18 protein-coding genes are annotated in these 24334 nt (G+C 73.6%); 2 read left to right on the top strand and 16 right to left on the bottom strand.

What is annotated here, in order from left to right; all coding sequences use genetic code 11:
* Positions 1–86 precede the first annotated feature (86 nt).
* The 5 genes from WFH32_RS08560 to WFH32_RS08540 form a co-directional block, all read right to left on the bottom strand.
* Positions 87–1814 carry a dipeptide ABC transporter ATP-binding protein gene (locus WFH32_RS08560; RefSeq protein ID WP_191797633.1) on the bottom strand — a complete coding sequence of 576 codons (1728 nt, stop codon included), beginning with the start codon at positions 1812–1814 and terminating at the stop codon, positions 87–89.
* Positions 1811–2860, bottom strand: a complete 1050-nt coding sequence (locus tag WFH32_RS08555; RefSeq protein WP_336706929.1) for an ABC transporter permease — start codon at positions 2858–2860, stop codon at positions 1811–1813. Before WFH32_RS08555 ends, WFH32_RS08560 begins: the two co-directional genes overlap by 4 nt.
* 1 nt (position 2861) lies before the next feature.
* Positions 2862–3974, bottom strand: a complete 1113-nt coding sequence (locus tag WFH32_RS08550; protein WP_191797637.1) for an ABC transporter permease — start codon at positions 3972–3974, stop codon at positions 2862–2864.
* Between the two features lie 136 nt (positions 3975–4110).
* Complete coding sequence (locus WFH32_RS08545) at positions 4111–5748, bottom strand: ABC transporter substrate-binding protein (protein ID WP_191797639.1); 1638 nt, start codon at positions 5746–5748, stop codon at positions 4111–4113.
* 285 nt (positions 5749–6033) lie between these two features.
* The gene (locus WFH32_RS08540) at positions 6034–6900 is read right to left on the bottom strand and encodes an HdeD family acid-resistance protein (RefSeq protein ID WP_336706927.1); all 867 of its coding nucleotides are present in this window, start codon (positions 6898–6900) and stop codon (positions 6034–6036) included.
* Positions 6901–7145: 245 nt separating this feature from the next.
* Here WFH32_RS08540 and WFH32_RS08535 point away from each other — a divergent pair, with 245 nt between their 5' ends.
* The gene (locus WFH32_RS08535; protein WP_191797643.1) at positions 7146–10001 is read left to right on the top strand and encodes a lysylphosphatidylglycerol synthase transmembrane domain-containing protein; all 2856 of its coding nucleotides are present in this window, start codon (positions 7146–7148) and stop codon (positions 9999–10001) included.
* A gap of 136 nt (positions 10002–10137) precedes the next feature.
* Here the strand turns inward: WFH32_RS08535 and WFH32_RS08530 are convergent, their stop codons facing one another.
* From WFH32_RS08530 to pdhA, 11 genes are all read right to left on the bottom strand, one after another.
* A complete protein-coding gene (locus WFH32_RS08530; protein ID WP_336706925.1) occupies positions 10138–11298 on the bottom strand; it encodes an acetyl-CoA C-acyltransferase in 1161 nt (386 codons plus the stop codon).
* On the bottom strand, positions 11295–12056 hold the full coding sequence (locus tag WFH32_RS08525; protein ID WP_336706924.1) for a 3-oxoacid CoA-transferase subunit B: 762 nt from the start codon (positions 12054–12056) through the stop codon (positions 11295–11297). Before WFH32_RS08525 ends, WFH32_RS08530 begins: the two co-directional genes overlap by 4 nt.
* A 1-nt stretch (position 12057) precedes the next feature.
* Entirely contained in the window at positions 12058–12864 is an 807-nt protein-coding gene (locus WFH32_RS08520) for a CoA transferase subunit A (RefSeq protein WP_336706922.1), read from the bottom strand.
* Positions 12861–13775, bottom strand: a complete 915-nt coding sequence (locus WFH32_RS08515; protein ID WP_336706921.1) for an HpcH/HpaI aldolase/citrate lyase family protein — start codon at positions 13773–13775, stop codon at positions 12861–12863. Before WFH32_RS08515 ends, WFH32_RS08520 begins: the two co-directional genes overlap by 4 nt.
* Positions 13772–14326, bottom strand: coding sequence for a MaoC family dehydratase (locus WFH32_RS08510; protein WP_191798369.1), 555 nt, complete (start codon positions 14324–14326; stop codon positions 13772–13774). Before WFH32_RS08510 ends, WFH32_RS08515 begins: the two co-directional genes overlap by 4 nt.
* Positions 14327–14454: 128 nt before the next feature.
* Positions 14455–15639: an acyl-CoA dehydrogenase family protein gene (locus WFH32_RS08505; protein WP_191798371.1), complete on the bottom strand. Its 1185-nt coding sequence runs from the start codon at positions 15637–15639 to the stop codon at positions 14455–14457.
* Positions 15636–17777 carry an ATP-binding protein gene (locus WFH32_RS08500; protein ID WP_336706919.1) on the bottom strand — a complete coding sequence of 714 codons (2142 nt, stop codon included), beginning with the start codon at positions 17775–17777 and terminating at the stop codon, positions 15636–15638. Before WFH32_RS08500 ends, WFH32_RS08505 begins: the two co-directional genes overlap by 4 nt.
* 116 nt (positions 17778–17893) lie before the next feature.
* On the bottom strand, positions 17894–19522 hold the full coding sequence (locus WFH32_RS08495; protein WP_336707150.1) for a carboxyl transferase domain-containing protein: 1629 nt from the start codon (positions 19520–19522) through the stop codon (positions 17894–17896).
* A gap of 44 nt (positions 19523–19566) precedes the next feature.
* Positions 19567–21426 carry a 2-oxo acid dehydrogenase subunit E2 gene (locus WFH32_RS08490; protein WP_336706918.1) on the bottom strand — a complete coding sequence of 620 codons (1860 nt, stop codon included), beginning with the start codon at positions 21424–21426 and terminating at the stop codon, positions 19567–19569.
* Positions 21426–22457, bottom strand: a complete 1032-nt coding sequence (locus tag WFH32_RS08485; RefSeq protein WP_191796063.1) for an alpha-ketoacid dehydrogenase subunit beta — start codon at positions 22455–22457, stop codon at positions 21426–21428. Before WFH32_RS08485 ends, WFH32_RS08490 begins: the two co-directional genes overlap by 1 nt.
* Positions 22454–23647 (bottom strand): pyruvate dehydrogenase (acetyl-transferring) E1 component subunit alpha, encoded by a 1194-nt coding sequence (gene pdhA / locus WFH32_RS08480; protein ID WP_191796064.1) that lies wholly within the window; start codon positions 23645–23647, stop codon positions 22454–22456. The genes WFH32_RS08485 and pdhA overlap by 4 nt, the downstream gene beginning before the upstream one ends.
* 159 nt (positions 23648–23806) lie before the next feature.
* Here pdhA and WFH32_RS08475 point away from each other — a divergent pair, with 159 nt between their 5' ends.
* Positions 23807–24280 (top strand): Lrp/AsnC family transcriptional regulator, encoded by a 474-nt coding sequence (locus tag WFH32_RS08475; RefSeq protein ID WP_191790132.1) that lies wholly within the window; start codon positions 23807–23809, stop codon positions 24278–24280.
* Positions 24281–24334 lie beyond the last annotated feature (54 nt).

Genomic DNA, 24334 nt, shown 5'->3' with positions numbered 1-24334 from the left:
GCTGAGAGCGGAGCAGCTGTCGTCAGAACCGCCGTTCGGCAGCAGCTGCTCCGCACTCAGCGGCCCGGCACGGGCAGGCCGGACCCTCAGACCCGCAACGCCCGGAGCTCCTCCCGGCGCGCGGCCTGGAGCACCGGGTCCGGCACGGGCAGCGACGCCAGGAGCTGCTTGGTGTACGTGTGCTGCGGCGCGCCCAGCACCTGGGCCGACGTGCCCTCCTCGACGAGCCTGCCCCGGTAGAGCACCGCGATCCGGTCGGCGAGCAGGTCCACGACCGCGAGGTCGTGGCTGATGAACAGGCACGCGAACCCGAGGTCTCGCTGGAGCTCGGCGAACAGGTCGAGCACGCGCGCCTGGACGGACACGTCGAGCGCCGACGTGGGCTCGTCCGCGACCAGGAGCTCGGGGTCGAGGGCGAGCGCCCGTGCGAGGCTCGCACGCTGACGCTGCCCGCCGCTCAGCTCGTGCGGGTACCGGTCACCGTACGAGCGCGGGAGCTGGACCGACTCGAGCAGCTCGTCGACCCGATCGCGCGCGTCGCCCGCGTCCGCCGCCCGCCCGTGCACCACGAGGGGCTCGGCCACGCACTCGGCGATCGTGAGCAGCGGGTTGAAGCTCGACGCGGGGTCCTGGAACACGAACCCGATGCGCGGCCGCACGGGCCGCACGTCGCGCTCGCGTGCGCCCAGCATCTCGACGCCCAGCACCGACAGCGACCCTCCTGTCACGGGCGTGAGCCCGCCGATCGCGCGGCCGATGGTCGTCTTGCCCGAGCCCGACTCCCCCACGAGCCCCAGCACCTCGCCGGGTCGGATCGACAAGTCCACCCCGTCGACGGCCACGAAGGCGGGCTTGCGGAAGCGGCCCGGGTACTCGATCCGCAGCCCTTCGGCCACGACCACGGGCGCACCCTCGGCCCAGCCGTCGGCGCGGGCCTCGACCCGCGCGGCCGCGTTGACCACCCCGCCGCCGACGCGCGGCACGGCCTCGAGCAGCGTCCGCGTGTACTCGGCCTGCGGGTCCTCGAACAGCGACCGGACGTCCGCCTGCTCGACGACCTTGCCCTGGTACATCACGGCCACGCGGTCCGCGAGGTCCGCGACCACACCCATGTTGTGCGTGATGAGCACGATCGCGGTCCCGAACTCGTCGCGGCAGCGCCGCAGCAGGTCCAGGATCTCGGCCTGCACGGTCACGTCGAGCGCGGTCGTCGGCTCGTCGGCGACGATCAGCCCGGGGTCGAGGGCGAGCGCCATCGCGATGACGACGCGCTGCTTCTGCCCGCCCGAGAACTGGTGCGGGTACTTGTCCACAGCCGTCTCGGGGTCGGGGATGCCGACCCGACGCAGCACGTCGATCGCCTGCCTGCGCCCTTCCGCGCGTCCTACGCGCCGGTGCGCGCGCAGCCCCTCGACGATCTGCCACCCCACGGTGAAGACCGGGTTGAGCGCGGCCGACGGCTCCTGGAAGACCATCGCGACGTCCGTGCCGCGCACGGCCCGCAGCTGGGACCGGCTCAGCGCGACGACGTCGGACTCGCTCGTCCCCGCCTTGTTCGCCAGCACGACGGCGCCCCTCGCCGTCGCGGTCTCCGGCAGCAGGCCGAGGATCGTCTTGGCGGTCACGGTCTTCCCGCTGCCGCTCTCGCCCACGACCGCGAGCACCTCGCCCGGGGCGACCTCGAGGTCCACCCCGTCGACCGCGAGGATCGGCCCGGCGTCGGTCGCGAACGAGACCGTGAGATCCCGGACGGTGACGACCGCACCCGAGGCGCGCGACGCCGTCGGGCCGGTGGTTGTTGCCTGCGCGCTCACGGGCGCACCTCGATTCCCTCGTCGCCCAGCGTCCCCGAACCTTCCAACCCGCCCAGCCCCGCGGGGCCGGCGCCGAGCGTGCCGCCCGGCACGACCGACGTCTCCGCGACCTCGCCCGCCCCGACCGCGGCCGCCCGACGGCTGCGCAGGCGGGGGTCGGCCAGGTCGTTGAGGCTCTCGCCCACGAGCGTGATGCCCAGGACCGCGAGCACGATCGCGAGACCCGGGAACAGCGCGGTCCACCAGATGCCGCTCGTGACGTCGGACAGCGACTTGTTGAGGTCGTAGCCCCACTCGGCCGCGGCCGTCGGCTCGATGCCGAAGCCCAGGAACCCGAGCCCCGCGAGCGTGAGGATCGCCTCGGACGCGTTGAGCGTCACGATGAGCGGGAGCGTGCGCGTCGCGTTGCGCAGCACGTGCCGCCCCATGATGCGGCGGTGCGACGTGCCGATGACGCGTGCCGAGTCGATGAACGCCTCGGCCTTGATCCGCACGGTCTCCGCGCGGATCACGCGGAAGTACTGCGGGATGAAGACCACGGTGATCGAGAACGCGGCCGCGAGGATGCCGCCCCACAGGTCGGACTGCCCGCCGCTGATGACGATCGCGAGGAGGATCGCGAGGAGCAGCGACGGGAATGCGTAGACGGCGTCGCACAGGACCACGAGCACGCGGTCGAGCCAGCCCCCGAAGTACCCCGAGACCAGGCCCAGCAGGACGCCGATCACGATCGACGCCGCGATCGCGACCACGATCACGAGGGCCGCGGTGCGCGCTCCCCAGATCACGCGGGACAGGACGTCGTACCCGCCGACGGTCGTGCCGAGCAGGTGCTCGGCCGACGGCGGCTGCTGCGCCCCGAACAGCACGTCGCCGCTGCGCAGCTGGCTGAACCCGTACGGTGCGAGCCAGGGCGCGGCCAGCGCCGTGAGCAGGAAGAGCGCCGTGATGACGAGGCCCGCGACGAGCATGCCGCGCTGGAGGCCCACGCTCTGACGGAGCTGGTGGACCACGGGCAGACGGCCCCAGGAGAGTCGGCGTGCCATGTCAGTACCTCACCCTCGGGTCGATGAGCGCCGCGAGGACGTCCACGAGGAAGTTCGTGACCGCGACGATCACGGCCAGCAGGACGACGATCCCCTGGACCGCGACGAAGTCCCGGGCCTGCAGGTACTGCGCGAGCATGAACCCGAGGCCCTTCCACTCGAACGTCGTCTCGGTCAGGACCGCCCCGGCCAGGAGCAGCGCGATCTGCATGCCCATGACCGTGATGATCGGGATCAGCGCGGGCCGCCACGCGTGCGTGCGCACCAGCCGGTGCTCGGACACTCCGCGTGAGCGGGCCGCGTCGACGTAGTCGGTCGCGAGGGTCCCGATGACGTTGGTGCGCACGAGCCGCAGGAACACCCCCGCGGTCAGCAGGCCCAGGGCCACCCCCGGCAGGACCGCGTGCATCAGCACGTCGCCCAGGACCGCGGGGTCGCCCGTGCGGATCGCGTCGACGACGTAGAAGCCCGACGGGTCGGGCAGGGCCATCATCTGCAGCTCGGCCCCCGTGGACGCGCGCCCCGCGACGGGGAACCATCCGAGGCCGACCGAGAAGACCAGCTTGAGCAGGAGGCCCGCGAAGAACACGGGCGTCGCGTAGCAGAGGATCGCGAAGACCCGCAGGAACGCGTCGGGGATCCGGTCGCGGTGGTGCGCGGCGAGGAGCCCGAGGGGCACGCCGACCAGGAACGCGATGATCAGGGCGTAGACCGCGAGCTCGAGCGTCGCGGCGCCGTAGGTCGTCAGGACCTCGGACACCGGGCGGTTGTCGCTGATCGTGGTGCCGAAGTCGCCGCGCACGATCCCGCCCAGGTACTCGAGGTACTGGACGATGATCGGGCGGTCGTAGCCGGCCTCGTGGATGCGCTCGGCGAGCTGGTCCGCTCGCAGGCGCCCGCCGAGCGCCGCCGTGATGGGGTCGCCGGTCGAGCGCATGACGACGAACACGGTCGTCACGAGGATGAAGACGGTCGGGATGATGAGGAGGAACCGGACCAGGACGTACCGTCCCAGCCCACCTCCTCCGGACGTCTTCTTCCGCGGGGGTGTGGAGCGGGAGGTCCCGGTGCCCGGCGGGTCGGCCGTGGTCACCTGGTCGGTCGTCGTGGTCATGTCGTCCGTTCGTCGTGGTCCGAGCCGCGCTGCTCGGTGGCCTGCGGTGCTGCTGCGCGGGCTCGGGCGACCCGAGCCGGCGGGGCTCGGGGTGGTCAGGACGTCATCGGCCGGACCACCCCGAGCGCCTGTGGGGTCAGCCCTTCGAGAGCGCTCCGTAGCGGAACTTGAAGGACGCGTCGAGCGTCTTCTCGGTCCCCTCGACGCCGGTGCCCACGACCGCGACCTGCGCGCCCTGGAGGTACGGGACGGTCGAGAGGTCCTCGGCGACCTTGGCCTGGATCTCCTCGATGAGGGACGTGCGGGCCGCCGGGTCGGGCGTGGCGGCCTGCTGGAGGATCAGGTCGTTGACCTCCTGGTCGTCGTAGTGGTTCGCGAGGAAGTTCTCCTGGAGGAAGAACGGCGTGAGGTAGTTGTCGGCGTCGGAGTAGTCCGGGAACCAGCCGAGCTGGTACGCGGGGTAGACGTCGGCGGTGCGGTCCTTGGCGTACTGGACCCACTCGGTCGTCTGCAGGTTGACCGTGAACAGGCCGCTCTCCTCGAGCTGGTCCTTGATGAGCGCGTACTCCTCACCCGAGGACGGGCCGTAGTGGTCGTTGCTGTACTGCAGGTCGAGCACGACGGGGACCGTGACCCCGGCGGCCTCGAGGGCTGCCTTGGCCTTGTCGGCGTCGGGTCCGCCCTGGCCGTCGCCGTAGAGCTCCTTGAGCGGCTCGACCGCTCCGGTCAGGCCCGCGGGGACGTACGAGTACAGCGGCGTGTAGGTGCCCTTGTAGACCTGGCTCGCGATGGCCTCGCGGTCGATCAGGTCGGCGACGGCCTGGCGCACGGCGAGGGCCTTGGCCGGGTCGGCGCCCTCGGCCTTGGCGCCGTAGGGCTGGGAGTCGAAGTTGAACGTGATGTAGCGGATCTCGCCGCCCGGGCCGTCGACGACCTTGACCTTGTCGTTGCCCCGCAGGTCGTCGATGTCGGTCGCGGACAGGCTGCGGAAGGCGACGTCGATGTTGCCCTCCTGGATGTCCAGCTTCAGGTTCGACGCGTCGGCGTAGTACTTGGTGTTCACCTTGGCGGTCGCGGCCTTGCCGAGCACGCCCTGGTAGTCGGGGTTGGCCTCGTAGGAGATGAGGTTGTTGAAGTCGTACTTCGCGATCGAGTACTGACCGGCGAACGCCTTGCCCGCGACGATGTCGGCGTCCGGCGTCAACGCGTCGGCCGCGAACACCTCCTCGTCGACGATGGGGCCGGCCGGGCTCGACAGGATCTGCGGGAAGACCTGGTCGTCGGGCGACGTGAGCGTGAAGACGACGGTCGTGTCGTCGGGCGCGGCGACGCCGGCCAGGTTGTAGAGCAGCGAGGCGGGGCCGTTCTCGTCGTTGATCGCGACCTGCCGGTCGAACGTGAACTTCACGTCGGAGGACGTGAGGTCGTTGCCGTTGGCGAACTTGAGTCCCGGCTTGAGCTTCACGGTGTACTCGGTGGGACCGGTGAACTCGGCGGACTCCGCGATGTCGGGCTCGACGTCGGGGCTGCCGTAGGGGGTGTTCAGGAGGAACGGGAACACCTGGTTCATGACCGCGAAGGACCCGTTGTCGTAGGAGCCCGCCGGGTCGAGGGTCGTGACCTTGTCGGTCGTGCCGATGGTCAGCGCGCCACCGGCGCTCGCGCCGCCGCCGCCGTCGTCGTTCCCGCCGCTGCCGCACGCCGTGAGCGTGAGCGTCACGACGGCGATGCCCGCCGTTGCGGCGAGGAGCCGCTTCCTGGAAACGGTCGTCATCCGTCACACCTCTTCTTCGGGGTCGTCAGGTGGGTGCGCGGTGGCGCTCCCACGACCTGGCGCTGTGACCAAGGTGCGTGATGTCTAACACACAGTTGTTTCGGTCAAGCACCCCGAAAGGGCGAGACGGCGCGGTTCCGGTCATGTTGTTACCCGGTCGTAACCCCGCCCTCCACATGGTGAGACAGATCACACGGGTGAAGTTACCCAGGAGTACGTTCCGGTGCGTCACGGCCGTTTCGCAGCGCGGCGCGTCGTGGTGGCAGCGCTGTCATCCCCATCCGCTCAGCGGTCGGCCGTCCCCCGCCCGACGCCGGAGCCCGGCTCGCGCGGCCAGGTCCCCTCGTCCGGGTCGCCCGCCGGGAGCGGGTCGCCGGTCGGCGCGTCGCCCGCCCCGGCCACCTCGCCCGCGACGTCCCCGCCCGGGGCGAGCTCCGCCGTCGGGCCGGAGGGCGCACCCGGGACCGGGGCAGGCGCTGCTGCCGCCTCCGCGACCACCGGGGCCGACGGCCCGGCCCCCAGGACCGACCCGCCCGTGACCACCACCCCGGCCGCGACCGCCCGCGCACGCAGCTCCGCGAGCTCGCGCGCGACCGAACGGACCCCGAAGCCCGAGACCACGTGGATCGCCCCCGCGACGAACGCGTACAACCCGAACACGACGACCGTGAGGCTCAGGACGTCGCCCGAGTCCACCGGACGCGTGACGAGGAGCAGGCCGAACAGTGCCGACACGATGCCCACCGTGAGCATCCACGGCCACCCCAGGTCGCGGTTGCGCACCAGCCCCGCCGCCCCCACGACCGCCGTGATCCCCAGGACCAGGACCCATACGACCAGGACGTAGTAGAGCGCGGTCGAGCTGAGGTCGGGCCAGAACATGATCGCGACCCCGAAGAGCACGTCGACGACCGCCTGCGCGAGCCACCACCGCCAGCCCACCTGCTTGCGGTGGGCCAGCCCCTGGGCCGCGACGAGGGCCGCGTCCGCGACGAGGAAGATCCCGAACACCCAGCGCAGCGTCTCGAGCGCCTCGAGCGGCTGGATCATGAGCAGCAGCCCCAGGACCACCAGGAGCACGCCGCGCACCACCGGGAGCCACCAGACGTTCTTGAACGCGTTGGGCGGCTCGTGCACGTCGCTGCCGCTCACCCTGCCCCTGCTGCGGACCACGAGCCCACCACCGTTCGCGTCGTGCGCCGTCCACCTGAGCGCGGACGTCCGCGAGCGTCGTCGTCGCAGGTCACGTGGGAGCGCTGCCTTCCTTCATCGTGCTGGACGTTGGTCACACTCGCGCGTCGAAGCCGCCTGGACACCGGGAGCAAGCGGGCAAATCACCCGACCGAAAGTGGCGTAATGCCGCGCCTCCCGGGACCCTCAGCCCTAGACTCGCAAGCATGTCTGCGCGCGCTCACGACCCGGCCGGTCCTCCGGCGACGGCCGAGCCGCGCCCGCGGGTGCACGAGGTCGGGTCACGCTCCGGCGAGCCCCCCGCCCCGGACCCCCGCTCGTTCCGCTCGTTCCTCGCGACCCCTCGCCCGGTGGGCGACGGCACCGACCCGACCGTCATGGTCGTCGACACCCCCGAGGCTCGCGTCCGCCATCCCAGCGACCTCGTGGGGATCGTGCTGTGCGCGCTGGGCGTCGCGCTCGTCCTGTTCATGTCCGTGTACGCGCACGGCACCACCGCGGGCGTCGCCGAGGACGTCCAGGGATTCTCCGACCTCCTCGCGAGGATCCTCTTCATCCCCGTCGCGGTCCTCGAAGGTCTCGTGACGCTCGCGATCCCCACGGCGGTCCTGATCGAGCTGGGGATCCGCAAGCTCGGGCGGCAGGTCGTCGAGTCGATCGCCGCGGCCGCGCTGGGCATGATCCTGGGCATCGCCGTCACGTTCTCGGTCATGACGTTCGGCTCCGACGACCTCATCCAAGGCCTCTCGGTCCGGATCCGGGGCGAGTGGCACCTCAGCATCCCCGGCTACGTCGCCGCGATCAGCGGGCTGCTCACCGCAGCAGGCCCGCGCACCCGGCGCCGGACGGTCGCCTGGTCCTGGAACCTGCTGTTCATCGCGCTCGGCGTCGTCCTCATCACGGCCCAGGTCTCGCTCCCCGGGGCGATCATCACGCTCCTGCTCGGCCGCATCGCCGGCAACACGGTCCGCTGGGTCTCGGGCGTCCGCAGCGAGCGCGCCTACGGGCCGCACCTCGTCGACGGCGTCCGCCGGGCCGGCTACTCGCCCACCGCCCTCGTCCGCGTCCGCGACGTGTCCCAGCCCGCCGAGCTCGCCGAGGCGGCCGACGACCCCATCACCGAGGTCAACGCCGACGGCGAGATCACGGCCGAGGTGCACGTCGGCGTGGTCCGCGTCGCCGGGTCCGACGAGGACTCCGCGCTGACCGCCGACGCACGGATCACGGGCGACCACCTCTCGGGCGCCCTCGGCGAAGGAGTCCGGGAGCCGGCCGAGGCTCCCTCCGACCCCGCCGCGATCGCCCTCACCCGCTCGGGGGACAACCGCGTCTACGCGATGTTCACCGAGGACGGGGTGCGCCGCGACGTCGTCGTGCTCGACGGCGACCGGCAGGTCGTCGGCTTCCTCACCCGGCTCTGGCGCTCCCTCCGGCTGCGCGGCATCGAGGGCCGCGCCGCGATCTCGCTCAAGGCCGTCGCGGAGCGCACCGCGCTCCTCGCCTACGCGGCCCGCGCCGCGGGCGTCCGCACGCCGCGCCTGCTCGGCGTGGCCGAGTCCGACGACTCGATGATCCTGGTCCAGGAGCACGCGGTGGGTGCGGTCTCGCTGCGCGACCTGCCCGACGACGAGGTCACCGACGCCGTCCTCACCGAGGCCTGGCACCAGATCCAGCTCGCGCACGACGCCGGGCTCTCGCACCGCGCCCTGACCTCGGACGTCATGCTCGTGAGCCGTGGCGAACCGGGCGGGGCCGCGACGCACCCTGCCGGGACGGGCCCGGGCACCGGGTCCGCGACCGTCGACCTGAGCCCCCGGAGCGGCCCGGACGACTCCGAGGTCAAGGTCTGGCTGACCGGCTGGGAGCAGGGAGACATCGCGTCGTCCGAGCTGTCGCGCCGCATGGACCTCACGCAGATGGTCGCCCTCCTCGCGCTGCGCGTAGGTGCCGAACGGGCCGTGGCCTCCGCCGTGAGCGTGCTGCCCAACGAGGACATCGCGGCGATCGGGCCGCTGCTCCAGTCGATCGCGCTGCCCGTGAGCACGCGCGAGGAGATGCGCGCCAACAAGGCGCTCTTCAAGGACCTGCGCGCGGCGCTCGTCGAGCGCCTGCCCGAGACCGACGTCGAGCCCCAGCGCATCACGCGCTTCGGGGCCCGGACGATCATCACGCTGACCCTGACGATCGTCGCGGTGACCGTGGTCGTCACGACCATGAACTTCCAGCAGATCACCGAGGCCGTCTCCCAGGCGAACCCGTGGTGGGCGGTCATCTCGTTCGCGCTGGGCATCCTCACCTGGTTCGGCGCGGCCCTGACGTTCGTGGCGTTCTCGCCCGTGAAGCTGCCCATGATCCGGGCGACCCTGACCCAGATGGCCGGGTCGTTCGTGGCCCTCGCGGCCCCCGCCGGGATCGGGCCCGCGGCGCTCAACCTGCGCATGCTGACCAAGCGCGGTGTCTCGGCCCCCATGGCCGTCGCGACGGTCGCCCTCGTGCAGGTCTCCCAGTTCGTCATCACGATCCTGCTGCTCGTCGTCCTGTCGATGACGACCCGCTCGGGCGGGCTCATCAGCCTGCCGTCGACGACCGTCCTGCTCGCCATCACCGGGGTGGCCCTCGCGGTGATCGCGACGCTGCTCGTCCCCGCCGTGCGGCGCTGGGTGCTCGCGAAGATCCGGCCGACCGTGCAGCAGGTGTGGCCGCGCCTGTCCGAGATGCTGAGCCAGCCGGGCCGGCTGGCCCTCGGCTTCGGCGGGAACATCGTCATGACGCTCGGCTACGTGCTCGCGTTCGACGCGGCCCTCGCGGCGTTCGGCCAGGAGCTCGCGCTCGTCGACGTGGCCGTGATCTACCTCGTCGGCAACGCGGCAGGCGCGGCGGTCCCGACTCCCGGCGGCCTGGGCACGATCGAGATCGCCCTGACCGCCGGCCTGACCGCCGCGGGGATCCCGCCCGCGATCGCCACCTCGGCCACGATCCTGTTCCGTGTCGCGACCTACTGGGCCCGCATCCCGATCGGCTGGGGTGCCATGCGCTACCTGCAGCGCAAGGGCGACCTGTAGCGCTCGTTCCCGCAGCGGGCGCGCGTTCGTCGAGCGTGCACTTCGGGTCGCTCGGGACGGCTGCTGAGGACCCGAGCTGCACGCTCGACGCGGTAGGCACCCGCTCCGGGGTCGCCCACCGCCGCAGTCGTCGGCCCTACCCCTGCAGCACCACCGCCGACCCCTGCCCTCCACCGCCGCACAACGCCGCCGCGCCCACGGCGTCGCCGCCCAGCGCCGCGAGCCGCCGCGCCAGGTGCCCGACGATCCGCGCGCCGGACGCCCCGATCGGGTGCCCGAGCGCGATGGCGCCGCCGTTGGCGTCGACGATCGCAGGGTCGACGCCCAGCAGGTCCGTCGACGCGAGGGCCACCGCGGCGAAGGCCTCGTTGATCTCGATCGCGGACAGCTCGTCGACCGCGAGCCCGGCGCGCCCGCACGCGGCGAGGATCGCGTTCGCGGGCTGCGCGTGCAGCGAGACGTCGGGCCCGGCGACGAGCGCGTGCCCGAGGAGGCGTGCGCCGGTCAGCCCGCGTCGCGCGGCCTCCTCGTCGCTCACGAGGACGAGGGCAGCGGCGCCGTCGGAGATCTGCGACGCGTTCCCCGCCGTGATGGTGCCGTCCTCGCGGAAGGCAGGGCGGAGCCGCGCGAGGACCTCGACCGTGGTGTCGGCGCGCACGCCGTCGTCCGCGTCGACGAGCCGGCCGCCGCGCCCCGGCGTCTGGAAGGGCGCGATCTCTCCGCGCAGGAAGTCGGCGGCCGCGGCGGCCCGCGCGTGCGACGACGCCGCGAACGCGTCCTGCGCCTCCCGGCTGATCGCGAGCCCCTCGCCGTGCCGCTCGGTGCTGAGCCCCATCGAGTCCCGCTCGAACGCGTCGCGCAGCCCGTCGTGCGCGAGCGTGTCCACGAGGGTCACGTCGCCGAACCTCTGGCCCGCGCGCGACCCGACCCACGCGTGCGGCGCGAGGCTCATCGACTCCTGCCCCACGGCCACGACGACCTGCGCCTCGCCCGCGGCGATCAGCCGGTGCGCCTGCACCACGGCCTCCATGCCCGACAGGCACACCGCGTTGAGCGTCATCGCGGGCACCGAGAAGGGCACGCCCGCACCGACGGCGGCCTGCCGCGCGGGGTTCTGCCCGGCCCCGCCCTGGAGCACCTGGCCGGCGAGGACGAGCTCGACGTCGTCGGGCGTGATGCCGGCGTCCGCGAGCGCCGCGCCCAGCGCGTGGGCCCCGAGGACGGCGGCAGGCACGGTCGCGAAGGCGCCGTTGAAACGCACGAACGGGGTGCGCGCGTACCCCACGACGACGGTCATGACTCCTCCTGGTGTCCGGTACGGGACTGCGGGGGAACGGGCACCCCGGCAGGGGCGCCCGGTTCTTCCAGCCCGACGTCGTAGCTCGCCTCGGTCGCGGCCCGCACCTCGTCGAGGGTCACGCCGGGCGCGACGGCGCGCAGCACGAGACGCCGCCGCGGGTAGCCGGGACCAGCGTGACCTCGGGTCCCCGCTGGTGCTGGCGCGACGCCGGGCAGGACGTCGAACACCGCGCGGTCCGTGATGATCCGGTCCACCACGCCCTCTCCCGTGAGCGGCAGCGCGCACTCGTGCCGGAGCTTGGGCGACCCGTCGCGCGCCACGTGGTCCATGAGCACGACGATCCGGGGCGTGCCTGCGACGAGGTCCATGGCACCGCCCATGCCCTTGACGAGCCTGCCGGGCACGGTCCAGTTCGCCAGGTCCCCGGTCTCGGAGACCTCCAGGGCCCCGAGGATGGCGATGTCGACGTGACCGCCGCGGATCATGGCGAACGACGTCGCGGAGTCGAAGTAGCTCGCGCCCGGCAGGGCAGTGACGGTCTGCTTGCCCGCGTTGACGAGGTCGGCGTCCTCGTCACCCTCGACCGGGAACGGCCCGATGCCCAGCATCCCGTTCTCGCTCTGCAGCGTGATCGACACGCCGCGGGGCAGGTGGTTCGCGACGAGCGTGGGGATGCCGATCCCGAGGTTCACGTAGTCGCCGTCGTGCAGCTCGGCCGCGGCGATCGCGGCCATCTCGTCCCGGTCCCAGGGCATGTCAGGCGTCCTTTCCTGCGGGGGTCGGCGCGCCCACCCCGACCGCGCGCGGCCGCACCGTGCGCTGCTCGATGTCCTTGACCCGTGGCCGCGCGGGCACGAGCCGGTCGACGAAGATCCCGGGAGTGACGACGACGTCGGGGTCGAGGGGGTCGTCCTGAAGGCTCTCGGCCTCGACCACCGTGACGCGCCCGGCGGTCGCGACGAGCGGGTTGAAGTTGCGCGCCGTGAACCGGTAGGTGAGGTTGCCGTAGGGGTCGGCGCGGTGCGCGTGCACCAGGGCGAGGTCCGCGACGATGCCGCGTTCGAGGACGTAGCGGCGCCCGTCGAACTCCTCGACGGGCTTGCCCTCGGCGACCGGCGTCCCGACGCCCGTGGCGGTGTAGAACGCGGGGATGCCGGCACCGCCTGCGCGCAGCCGCTCGGCGAGCGTGCCCTGCGGCACGAACTCGACCTCGAGGTCGCCGTCGAGGTACCGCTGCGCGAACAGCTTGTTCTCGCCCACGTAGGACGACAGGACCTTGTCGACCTGGTCGCTCTCGAGCAGCAGCCCGAGCCCCTTGCCGTCGACGCCCATGTTGTTGGACACCACGGTGAGCCCGCGCACGCCCGAGTCGCGCACGGCCTCGATGAGGTCGGCCGGGATGCCGCACAGGCCGAACCCGCCGACCGCGATCGTCATGCCGTCGCGCAGCAGGCCGTCGAGGGCGGTGGCCGCGTCGGGGTGGTGCCTGACACCGGGCGCGCGCGGGGTCGTCCCGGGGGCCGGGGCGCGGTCGCTCGCCGGCCGGGTTCCGTCGGTCGTCATGTCGGTCTGCTTCCTGTGCGGAGGGCTTCGGGGGCGGTGCGGTCGGCTGCTGCGTCGGCCACGGTGGCCGCGGTGGCCGCGGTGGTGGCGCCGTCGGCGGCGCCTGCCGCCCGTGCCCGTCGCAGCACGGCCTCGGCGTGCCGCAGCGAGGGGCCGTCGATCATCACGCCGTCGTGCACGAACACGCCGTCGTGTCCGGTGGCCGCGGCGAGCAGCGAACGGGCGGCCGCGACGGCACCCGGCGGTGGCGCGTACGCGGCCCGGACGACGGGGACGTGCGAGGGGTGGATGCACGCGGTCGCGGCGAAGCCGACGGCCGCGGCGTCGAGCGCCTCGTCGCGCAGGCCGTCGAGGTCCTCGATCGCGAGGTGCACCGCGTCGATCGCGGCGACGCCCGCGGCCCCCGCAGAGAGCAGCACCGCGGAGCGGGCGGCGCGGGCGACGTCCCGGTAGGTCCCGTCGGGGAACCGGCTCGACGTCCCGCCGAGCGACGCGACCAGGTCGTCGGCACCCCACATGAGGGCGACGACGCCGGGCCGACGGGCGAGCTCGGGGGCGGCCAGCACGCCCGCGGCCGTCTCGCACAGCGCGACGACGCGCAGCCCGCCGAGGTCGAGCGGCAGCCGCTCGTCGGCCTTGGGGACCATGACGGTCCGGTAGGGGGTGCGGGCCAGCGCGGCCAGGTCGGCCACGTGGTCCGGGGTCCCGACCGCGTTGACCCGCACGATGGTCCGCGCCGGGTCGAGGGGTTCGGCGAGGAGCGCGTCGCGCGCCGCGGCCTTGCGGTCCGGCGCGACGGCGTCCTCGAGGTCGAGGATCACGGCGTCGGCACGGTCCGCGGCCTTGCGGTAGCGGTCGGGGCGGTCGGCGGGGCAGAAGAGGAGCGCGGGCCCCAGGTCGAAGGTCGTCACGGTGCGCCGCCCTCCTGCCCGACGGCGTCGCGCACCACCGTGTCCGGATCCCCTTGTGCGGTGGTCGCGGCCCGGGCCGCCTCGTGCGCCGCGCGGGTCCACACGAGCGTCGACCGCACGGCCCGCGCGACGAGCACGCCGTCCTGGTTGTGCCCGCGGTGCTCGAACGTCACGACGCCCTGACCGGGCCGCGAGGCCGAGGGCCGCTTCTCCACCACGACGGTCGAGGAGTACAGGGTGTCGCCGTGGAACACCGGGTGCGGGAACGCGACCTCGGCGAACCCGAGGTTGGCGACGATCGTGCCCTGCGTGAGCTGCGCGACCGACGCCCCGACGAGCGTCGAGAGCGTGAGCATCGAGTTCACGAGCCGCTGCCCGAAGGGCTGGTCGGCGGCCCACGCCGCGTCGAGGTGGAGCGACTGCGTGTTCATGGTCAGCGTCGTGAACAGCACGTTGTCGGCCTCGGTCAGCGTGCGGCCCGGGCTGTGGACGTAGCGGACCTCGGTCTCGAGCTCGTCGTAGTAGAGCCCGCGCTGCGCGATCTCCCGCATCCTGCGTTCCTTCCTGCTGGTAATCGTCGTCGGGCGTCCGGTCGAGAACGGGGTTGCGGTCGTTCTGGCCGGCATATCGACCTCGACCTCGTTCTCGACCGCGGGGAACCTCGTTCTCGACCTCCGGCCTAGGCCGTGAGGCCCAGCCCGCGCGCGATGATCATGAGCTGCACCTCGGACGTCCCCTCCCCGATCTCGAGCACCTTGGAGTCCCGGTAGTGGCGGGCCACGGGGTTCTCGTTGAGGAACCCGTAGCCGCCGAAGATCTGCGACGCGTCGCGCGCGTTGGCCATGGCCGCCTCGCTGCCCACGAGCTTCGCGATCGAGGCCTCGACCTTGAACGGGACGTCGTTCGCGAGCTTCGACGCCGCGTCGTAGTAGCAGAGCCGTGCCTGGTGGACGCGGGCCGCCATGCGCGAGAGCGTGAACGCGATGTGCTGGTTCGAGCCGATGTCGCGACCGAAGACGTTGCGGGTCCGCGCGTACCGCAGCGCCTCCTCCAAGCACCCTTGGGCGGCGCCCGTGGCGAGCGCCGCGAACGCGATGCGCCCCTCGTCGAGGGCGTGCAGGAAGTTCGCGTACCCGCGGCCCTGCTCGCCCAGGAGGTTCGCCGTGGGGACCCGGACGTCCTCGAACGTCAGGGGGTGCGTGTCGGACGTGTGCCACCCGACCTTGTCGTAGGCCGGCCCGACCGTGACCCCCTTCGTCCCCGAGGGCACGAGGATGCTCGACAGCTCCTTCTTCACGGTCCCGTCGGCCCGGGGCTCCTCGCCCGTGACCGCGGTGACCGTGACGACGCTCGTGATGGGCGTCCCGGAGTTGGTGATGAACTGCTTGCTGCCGTCGATGACCCACACCCCGCCGCCGCCGTCCGGGCCGGGCTCGTGCCGCGCCGTCGTGCGCGTGGCGCCCGCGTCGGAACCCGCCTCGGCCTCGGTCAGCCCGAACGCCGCCAGGGCCCGCCCCGTGACGAGGTCCGGCAGCCACCGCTCGCGCTGCTCCGCGGTCCCGTGCCGCACGATCGGCATGATCCCGAGCCCCACACCGGCCTCCAGGGTCACCGCGATGCTCTGGTCGACGCGCGCGAGGGCCTCGACCGCGAGGCACAGCGACAGGTAGTCCTTGCCCTGGCCGCCGTGCTCGACGGGGAACGGCAGACCGAAGAGCCCCAGGTCGCCCATCTCGCGGATGATGTCGAGCGGCAGGCGGCGCTCGGTGTCGTACGTGTACGCGGCGGGCGCGACGACGGTGTCCGCGAACTCTCGTACGGTGTCGCTGAGCTTGCGCTGCTCGTCGGTGAGCTCGGTGTTCATGGCGCTCCTGGGGTGTGGGAGGGGACGGGGACGGCCGGGATGTCGGCCTGGGGCTGCTGCAGGATCGCGCGCTCGTCCGCCGGGGCGGGAGCGGCGTCGTCGGGCGATGGTTCGACGCGGGCGACCACCTCGTCGCGCCGCACCAGGTCGCCCGGGCGGGCCGTGAGCCGCACGACGCCCGCGTGCGGCGCCGTGAGCGGGTGCTCCATCTTCATGGCCTCGACCACGACGAGGACCGCGCCCGCGGCGACGGTCTCGCCGTCGGTGACGGCGACCGCGACGACCGTGCCGGGCATGCCCGCGCGGACGTCGGGGCTGGTCAGGCCGTCGGTGCGCTCGGAGCCATCGCGGCGGGCGGCCGCGCGCCGCGCGAGGCGCTCGGCGCGCGTCGGGACGGCGACCTGTACGACCCGGCCGTCGCGAGCGAGCCAGACGCTCCCGTCGGCGCCGGTCGCGAGGTGCACGGTCTCTCCCACGCCGTCCACGACCAGCCGCCACGCGTGCCCCCCGACCGGTGTCAGCGAGGCACGCCGGGACTCGCCGTCGTCCACGTGCACGACGGCGTCGCTCACGTCTCCGGTCACGGTCACCTCGTGCGGCTCGTCGGCCGGGGCGAGCAGCACGACCCGGCGCGGGCGGGGCGCGGCGTTGAGCCGCCAGCCGTCGCCCGCGCCCCACGGCCCGGTCGCGTGCGGCGCGGCGCGGTGAGCGTCCGACCCCGCGAGCGAGCACAGCGCGACCGCCACGAGGTCGTCCTCGGTCGCGGTCCCGGGGGGCACTCCCCCGGTCGCCACGAACCGCTCGATCAACCCCGTGTCGAGGTCCCCGGACCGGACGTCCGGGGCCGCGAGCAGGGCTCGCAGGAAGCCGACGTTGGTGTCGACGCCGAGCACGACCGTCTCCGCGAGCAGGCGATCGAGCCGGTCGAGCGCCTGGGCGCGGTCGGCGCCGTGCGCGACGGCCTTCGCGAGCAGCGGGTCGTAGTCGCCCCCGACACGCAGGCCCTCGGTGAGGCTGCTGTCCAGACGCCACCCGGCGCCGTCGGGCTCGACGAGCGCGATCACCTCGCCCGTCGCGGGCAGGAACCCGCGCGCCGGCGACTCGGCGTAGAGGCGGGCCTCGATCGCGTGGCCCCGCAGCACGACGTCCCGCTGCGCGAACCCCAGCGCCTCTCCCGCCGCGACGCGCAGCTGGGCCTCGACCAGGTCCAGGCCCGTGACCATCTCCGTCACGGGGTGCTCGACCTGCAGCCGCGTGTTCATCTCGATGAAGAAGAACGTCGCCGGGTCGTCCGCGGGCACGAGGAACTCGACCGTCCCGGCCCCCTCGTAGTCGACGCCGCGCGCGACCTCGCACGCGGCCTCCCCGATGCGGGCGCGGGTCGCGGCGTCCAGCAACGGCGACGGCGCCTCCTCGACGACCTTCTGGTGACGGCGCTGGAGCGAGCACTCGCGCTCCCCCAGGTGCACGACGGCGCCGTGCGAGTCCGCGAGGACCTGTACCTCGATGTGGCGCGGCCGGGCGACGAGGCGCTCGACGAGCAGCGTGCCGTCGCCGAACGACCGGGTCGCGACGCGGCGGGCGCTCGCGAGGGCGGCCGGCAGGTCGTCGGCCGAGGTCACGACCTGCATGCCCTTGCCGCCGCCGCCCGCCGAGGGCTTGACGAGCAGCGGGAAGCCGACGGCGCGCGCGGCCCGGGCGAGGGCCTCGTCGTCGAGCGCCCGGCCGGACACGGGGTCGCGCCCCGTGCTGCCCGGCACGACCGGGACGCCCCGCGCCGCGACGATCTCCTTGGCGGTGATCTTGTCGGCCATGGCCTCGAGCGCCGCGACGCCCGGCCCGACGAACACGATGCCCGCGTCCGCGCAGGCCCGCGCGAGCTCGGGGTTCTCGGACAGGAAGCCGTAGCCGGGGTGGATCGCGTCGGCGCCCGTCGCGCGGGCCGCGTCGATGATCGCGGGCACGCTCAGGTACGACGCGGTCGCGGCGGCCGGGCCGATGCGTACCGCGACGTCGGCGAGGGACACGTGGCGCGCGCCGACGTCGGCGTCGCTGTGGACCGCGACCGAGCGGATGCCGAGGCGGCGCAGCGTGGCGATGATGCGGCACGCGATCTCGCCACGGTTGGCGACGAGCACCGTACCGAAGGGACGCGTGCTCGTGCTGTCAGAACCAGCGTGACCTGGGGTGCTCGCTGGTTCTGACAACCCGGGGACGCCGGGCGGGGCGGGGGTGCGCAGCGGGAGCACGGCCCTCACATCCTGAAGAGCCCGAAGCGCGGGCCCTCGGTCGGGGCCAACGGCGTGCGGGCGCACACGTCGAGCGCGAGTCCCAGCACGCGGCGCGTGTCGGCCGGGTCGATGACGCCGTCGTCCCAGAGCCGGGCCGTGGCGTAGTACGGGTCGCCCTGCTCCTCGTAGCGTGAGCGGATGTCCTCGCGGAAGGCGGCCTCGTCGTCGGGCGCCCACTGCTCGCCGCGCGCCGCGAGCTGGTCGGCCTTGACCGTCGCGAGCACCGACGCGGCCTGCGGGCCGCCCATGACCGAGATCCGGCTCGCGGGCCACGACCACAGGAAGCGCGGCGAGTACGCGCGCCCGCACATCGAGTAGTTTCCCGCCCCGAACGACCCGCCGACCACGACCGTCAGCTTGGGCACGCGCGTCGTCGCGACCGCCGTGACCATCTTGGCGCCGTCCTTGGCGATGCCGCCGGCCTCGGCGTCGGTGCCGACCATGAACCCCGAGATGTTCTGCAGGAACACGAGCGGGATGCCGCGCTGGTCGCACAGCTCGACGAAGTGCGCCCCCTTGAGCGCCGACGGGCTGAACAGGACCCCGTTGTTCGCCACGATCCCCACGGGGTGCCCGTGCAGGTGCGCGAACCCCGTGACCAGGGTGTCGCCGTACTCGCGCTTGAACTCGTGGAACACGCTGCCGTCGACCAGCCGCGCGACGATCTCGCGCGCGTCGTAGGGCGCCTGGACGTCGACCGGCACCGCGCCGTACAGGCTCTCGCCCGGTCCGCCGGGCTCGTCCTTCCCGACGACGGGCGGGGCGCTCGGTTCCACGGCCCATGCAGGCGCCGGGTCCGGCGGGAGCGTCGAGACGATGCGGCGCACGATCGCGAGCGCGTGCTCGTCGTCCTCCGCCAGGTGGTCCGTGACGCCCGAGCGGCGCGCGTGCAGGTCGCCGCCGCCCAGCTCCTCGGCCGTGACGACCTCGCCGATCGCGGCCTTCACGAGCGGCGGGCCACCCAGGAAGATCGTGCCCTGGTTCCGCACGATCACGGTCTCGTCGCTCATCGCGGGCACGTACGCACCACCCGCGGTGCAGGAGCCCAGGACCGCCGCGATCTGCGGGACGCCCGCGGCCGAGAGCCGGGCCTGGTGGTAGAAGATCCGGCCGAAGTGGTCCCGGTCGGGGAACACCTCGGCCTGGAGCGGCAGGAACGCGCCGCCCGAGTCGACCAGGTAGATGCACGGCAGCCGGTTCTCGAGCGCGATCTCCTGGGCCCGCAGGTGCTTCTTGACCGTGAGCGGGTGGTACGTGCCGCCCTTGACGGTCGCGTCGTTGCACACGACCAGGACCCGGCGGCCCTCCACGATCCCGATCCCCGCGACCACACCCGCACCGGGCCACTCCCCGCCCAGCATCCCCTCGGCCGCGAGCGGCGCGATCTCCAGGAACGGGCTGCCCTCGTCGAGCAGGTGCTCGACGCGCTCGCGCGGCAGCAGCTTGCCGCGCGCGACGTGCCGGGCGCGGGACGGCTCGGGACCGCCGAGCGCGGCACGGGCCGTGCGCTCGCGCAGCCCGGCGACGAGCGAGCGCTGCGCCGCACCGTTGGCGCGGGCGCCTGCCGAGGACGGGTCGAGCGTCGTCCCCAGGACGTCGCCGACGCCCGGCGGACGCGTGGTCGGCAGGGTCGCGGTCACGAGGCCGCCCCCGTCCGGGACGCGCCCTGGTCACCGGGGTCGCCGGGGCCGCCCGGGTCACCCGGGTCACCCGCGAGGAGCAGCGCGAGCGCCGGGTCGGCGAGCAGCGCCCCGAGCTCGGCGAGGAACCGGGCGCCCTGCTCGCCGTCGACCACGCGGTGGTCGAACGACAGGCTCAGCGTCAGGACGTCACGCAGCGCGACCTGTCCCTCGTGCTCCCAGGGACGCTTGCGCACGGCCCCGACGCCCAGGATCGCGGCCTCGCCCGGCACCAGGATCGGCGTCCCGGCGTCGACGCCGAACACCCCGACGTTGGTGATCGTGACGGTCCCGCCGGTGAGCCGCTCGGGCGCGGTACGACCGCTGCGGGCCGTCACGGTGAGGTCCGTGAGCGCCTGCGCCAGACCCGTGAGCCCGAGCGTGTGCGCGTCGGGCACGTGCGGCACGACGAGCCCGCGCTCGGTCGCGACCGCTATCCCCAGGTGGACGCGCGGGCTGTGGACGATCTCCGCGCTCCCGTCCGGCAGGTCCTCCCAGCGGCTGTTGAGCGAGGGGTGCCGTGGCAGGACGACGCACAGCGCCCGCGCGACGAGCGCCAGGACCGTGACCTTGGTCCCCCGGGCGAGCGGGTGGGTCCGGAGGCGGTCGAGAAGGTCGGTCGAGCGCGTGACGTCGAGCGTGAGGAACACGGTCGCGTGGGGTGCGGTGAACGCGCTCGCGACCATCGCGGCGGCGGTGTGCTTGCGCACGCCGCGCACGGGCGTGCGGGTCTCACCGCTGCTCACCCTGCCCGACGACGCCGCTCCCCTCCCACGGTCGGCCTCTGCCGGTGCGGTGGGAGCCTCCGGCAGCGGGAACCCTCCGGCGCGCCGGGAGGCCGCGCGGGCCAGTCCGGACTGACCGAGGATGTCGCGCAGCGAGGTCGGCGCGTTGCGCCCCGTCGTGCGGGGAGCGGGCTCGTCGGCGTCGGCCGCGTCTTCGTCGTCCCAGTCGTCGGCCAGGTTCGCGGTGCCGAAGCCCCGGGACGCCGGTCCCCTCGACGCGTCGCTGGGAAGGCCATGGACGCCGTTGCGCTCCCGACCCGTGCCCGCGCGTCGACCGGGCGCCGCGTCCTGGGCCGCGCCGGTCACCGTCCCCTCCCGGGACCCGGCCTGTGCACAGCTCACCGCCGCGAGGACGTCCTCGCGGGTCACGAGCCCGCGAGCGCCGGTCCCGACGATCCGTTCGAGGTGGACCCCGAGCTGCTTGGCCAGCCGGCGCACGGGCGGGGTCGAGCGGGGTCGCTCGGTCGGGGCCGCGTGGGTGGTCCCGTCCGTCGAGATGCGGCCATCTGGGGTGGCTCCCCTGTCCTCGACCCCACGTGGCCGCATCTCGCCCGTGGAGCTCGCCGGCGATCGGCGTGCTCGCCGCGTGGGGCGGCCCGATCGCTCGGGCCGCGCGCCGTACCCGACGAGGTTCGGCTGGGGCACGTCCTCGGCCGCGTCCTGCCCGCCGCCGGCCGATCGAGCGTCCGACGCGGCGCCGTCGGGCACCCCGGCTGGTGCGTCCCCGTCCGCCGGACGCCCGGCTGACGTGGTGCCGCCGGGCGTGACGCCCCCCGACGCTCCCGCCTCGTCCGGGACCTCGAACGTGACGAGCGGCTCGCCGACGTTGACCGTCTGCCCCGGCTCGGCGTGCAGGACCGTGACGACGCCCGCGTAGGGCGACGGGAGGTCGACCAGGGCCTTGGCCGTCTCGACCTCCGCGATGACCTGGTTGAGCTCGACCCGGTCGCCCGCAGCGACGTGCCAGCTCACGAGGTCGGACTCGGTGAGGCCCTCGCCGAGGTCGGGCAGGAGGAACTCTCGCGTGGCCATCACCGTGCCACCCCCTCGAACGGGGCGTACTCCGACGCCCCGTACGCCCCGCGCCCCAGGACACGGTCCACGCCGTCGAGGATCCGGTCCAGGTCCGGGACCTGGTGCTGCTCGGCCTTGGCGGGCGGGTACGGGACGTCGTGCCCCGTGACGCGCACCGGTGCGGCCTCGAGGTGGTCGAAGCAGCGCTCGGTCGCGGCGGCAGCGACCTCCGCCCCCAGACCCGCCTGGTGCGGGGCCTCGTGCGCGACGACCAGCCGACCCGTCTTGCGGACCGACGCCGCGACCGTCGCGTGGTCGATCGGCGAGAGCGAGCGCAGGTCCACGACCTCGATCGAGACGCCCTCGTCGGCGGCCGCGACCGCGGCGTCCCGGGCCGTCGTGACGAGCGACCCGAACGTCACCAGCGTGACGTCCGTGCCCGGCACGACGACGCGCGCCGCGTCCATGGGGTCGGCCGAGCGCAGGTCAGCCGCCTCGTTGACCTCGCCCTTGAGGTGGTAGCGGCGCTTGGGCTCGAAGAACACGACCGGGTCGTCGCACGCGATGGCCTGCTGGAGCACGGTGTACGCGTCCTGCGGGTCGGAGACCGTCACGACGCGCAGGCCCGCGGTGTGCGCGAAGTACGCCTCGGGCGACTCCGAGTGGTGCTCGGCCGCCCCCAGGCCACCACCCACGGGGATGCGGATCGTGATCGGCAGGCGCACCGCGCCGCCCGTGCGGGCGTGCATCTTGGCGAGCTGGGACACGATCTGGTCGAACGCGACGTACACGAACCCGTCGAACTGGATCTCGCACACGGGACGGTAGCCGCGGTACGCGAGCCCCACGGCCGTGCCGAGGATGCCCGACTCCGCGAGCGGCGTGTCGAGCACGCGACGCGGGCCGAACTCGGTCTGGAGGCCGTCCGTCACGCGGTACACACCGCCGAGGCGGCCGACGTCCTCGCCCATGACGACGACCTTGTCGTCGTTCGCGAGCGAGCGGCGCAGGCCCGCGTTGAGGGCCTTGGCGAGCGTCAGGGTGGTCATCGGGCACCGTCCTTCGCGTCGGAGGGGCTGGGGGCGCCGGTGCCTGGGGTGCTCGTGCCGGCGTCGGGCCCCGAGGAGTCGGCGAACCCCTCCAGGTACTGCGCGTATGCGGCACGCTCGGCCGCGAGCGCCGCGTGCGGCTCGGCGTACACGTGGTCGAAGATCGAGAGCGCGGACGGGTCCTCGAGCCCGATGCACCCGGCACGCAGCTCGGCCGCTGCCTGGTCGGCGACACCCTGGACCCGCGTCTCCTCGGCCTCGGTCAGCAGGCCGCGGTCGGTCAGGTAGGCCCGGTACCGGGAGATCGGGTCGCGTCCGGCCCACGTCTCGAGCTCGGCGGGGTCGCGGTAGCGCGTGGGGTCGTCGGCCGTGGTGTGCGGGCCCATGCGGTAGGTCACGGCCTCGATGAACGTGGAGCCGCCACCCGTGCGGGCCCGGTCGAGGGCCTCGTGCGTCACGGCGTGCACCGCGAGGACGTCGTTGCCGTCGACGCGCACGCCCGGCAGGCCGAAGCCCGCGGCACGGTCCACGAGCGGCACGGGCGACTGGAGCGTCACGGGCTCGGAGATCGCCCACTGGTTGTTCTGGCACAGGAACACCACGGGCGCCCGGTAGGTCGCAGCGAACACGAACGCCTCGTTGACGTCGCCCTGGCTCATGGCGCCGTCGCCCAGGTAGGCGACCGCGACGGCGTCGGCCCCGTCGTTCTGGATGCCCATCGCGTAGCCCGTCGCGTGCAGCGTCTGCGCGCCGATGATGACCTGCGGCGTCGCCATGTTCACGGCGTACGGGTCCCAGCCCGACGCCGTCACACCTCGCCACACCCGCACGAGATCGACGAGCGCGACCCCCCGCGTGTACGCCACGGCGTGCTCGCGATAGCTGGAGAACACGAAGTCGTCGGCGCGCAGCGCCCGGCCCGAGCCGATCTGCGCGGCCTCCTGCCCCAGGAGCGGGGGCCACAGCGCGAGCTCGCCCTGTCGCTGGAGAGCCGTGGCCTCGGCGTCGATCCGACGCACCACGACCATGTCCTCGTACAGTCGAAGGGCCGCCGCGGGGTCTGCGTCGAGTCCTTCCAGCCACCGGTCCTGCTCCGCCGATCCGTGGCGTGCACCGGCCTCGTCGAGCACCTGGACGACGTCCTGTGTCGTCCGCGGCTCGACACGGCTGTCCACCTTGCTGGGCGTCATCGCGTCACCTCGCGTCTGCTCCCGTGCTCGTCGTCGAGCACCCCGCCGCTCACCGTCGAGCACCGGATACCGCGAACGTAGCCCCGCCCCGCACATAGCTCCAGTCATCGCGAAAAGGCTGCGCGTTCTGCTCCCGGATGTCGGGCTAGGCTGAACACTGTGCGCAGCTACGATGCCGTCGACCTCGATCTCCTCGTCGCGCTCGCGAAGGACCCGCGCGGCACGATCGTCGCGCTGGCCGAGCGCCTGCGGCTCTCACGGAACACGGTGCACGCGCGCATGGCCCACCTCGAGGAGGCCGGGGCGTTCCTCGACTTCGACCGGCGCATCAGCCCGGAGTTCCTGGGCCACCCCCTGACCGCGTTCATCGAGGTCGAGGTCAAGCAGAAGGAGCTCAGCCGCATCGTGGCGACGCTCGCGGAGATCCCCGAGGTGCTCCAGGCGCACGGGCGCAGCGGTACCTCCGACCTGCGGGTCCTGGTCGCGTGCCGCACCACGGACCACCTGTTCCGCATCGACGCGGCGATCCTCGCGATCGACGGGGTCGAGCGCACCGAGACGTCGCTCTCGATGGGTGAGCTCATCCCGTACCGGGTGCGCCCGCTGATCGAGCGGGCGCGCAAGACCCTCTAGGACGGGCGCCCGCCGGCCGGGCGGTCCGGCCGCCGGGCAGTGCCGCCGGGCGGT

Origin of the sequence: Oerskovia sp. USHLN155 (assembly GCF_037145535.1) — a bacterium.
Taxonomy (GTDB): Bacteria; Actinomycetota; Actinomycetes; order Actinomycetales; family Cellulomonadaceae; genus Oerskovia; species Oerskovia rustica.
Note: the sequence above shows the minus strand (reverse complement) of the source record. Positions and strands in the feature narration are given on the sequence as shown.

What these genes read in the sequence shown, in the direction of transcription:
- WFH32_RS08545 (WP_191797639.1), bottom strand. Translation starts at nt 5,748, where the DNA reads ATGACGACCGTTTCCAGGAAGCGGCTCCTCGCCGCAACGGCGGGCATC.
- WFH32_RS08555 (WP_336706929.1), bottom strand. Translation starts at nt 2,860, where the DNA reads ATGGCACGCCGACTCTCCTGGGGCCGTCTGCCCGTGGTCCACCAGCTC.
- pdhA (WP_191796064.1), bottom strand. Translation starts at nt 23,647, where the DNA reads ATGACGCCCAGCAAGGTGGACAGCCGTGTCGAGCCGCGGACGACACAG.
- WFH32_RS08530 (WP_336706925.1), bottom strand. Translation starts at nt 11,298, where the DNA reads ATGACCGTCGTCGTGGGGTACGCGCGCACCCCGTTCGTGCGTTTCAAC.
- WFH32_RS08485 (WP_191796063.1), bottom strand. Translation starts at nt 22,457, where the DNA reads ATGACCACCCTGACGCTCGCCAAGGCCCTCAACGCGGGCCTGCGCCGC.
- WFH32_RS08525 (WP_336706924.1), bottom strand. Translation starts at nt 12,056, where the DNA reads ATGCCCTGGGACCGGGACGAGATGGCCGCGATCGCCGCGGCCGAGCTG.
- WFH32_RS08550 (WP_191797637.1), bottom strand. Translation starts at nt 3,974, where the DNA reads ATGACCACGACGACCGACCAGGTGACCACGGCCGACCCGCCGGGCACC.
- WFH32_RS08535 (WP_191797643.1), top strand. Translation starts at nt 7,146, where the DNA reads ATGTCTGCGCGCGCTCACGACCCGGCCGGTCCTCCGGCGACGGCCGAG.
- WFH32_RS08520 (WP_336706922.1), bottom strand. Translation starts at nt 12,864, where the DNA reads ATGACGACCGACGGAACCCGGCCGGCGAGCGACCGCGCCCCGGCCCCC.
- WFH32_RS08490 (WP_336706918.1), bottom strand. Translation starts at nt 21,426, where the DNA reads ATGGCCACGCGAGAGTTCCTCCTGCCCGACCTCGGCGAGGGCCTCACC.
- WFH32_RS08510 (WP_191798369.1), bottom strand. Translation starts at nt 14,326, where the DNA reads ATGCGGGAGATCGCGCAGCGCGGGCTCTACTACGACGAGCTCGAGACC.
- WFH32_RS08505 (WP_191798371.1), bottom strand. Translation starts at nt 15,639, where the DNA reads ATGAACACCGAGCTCACCGACGAGCAGCGCAAGCTCAGCGACACCGTA.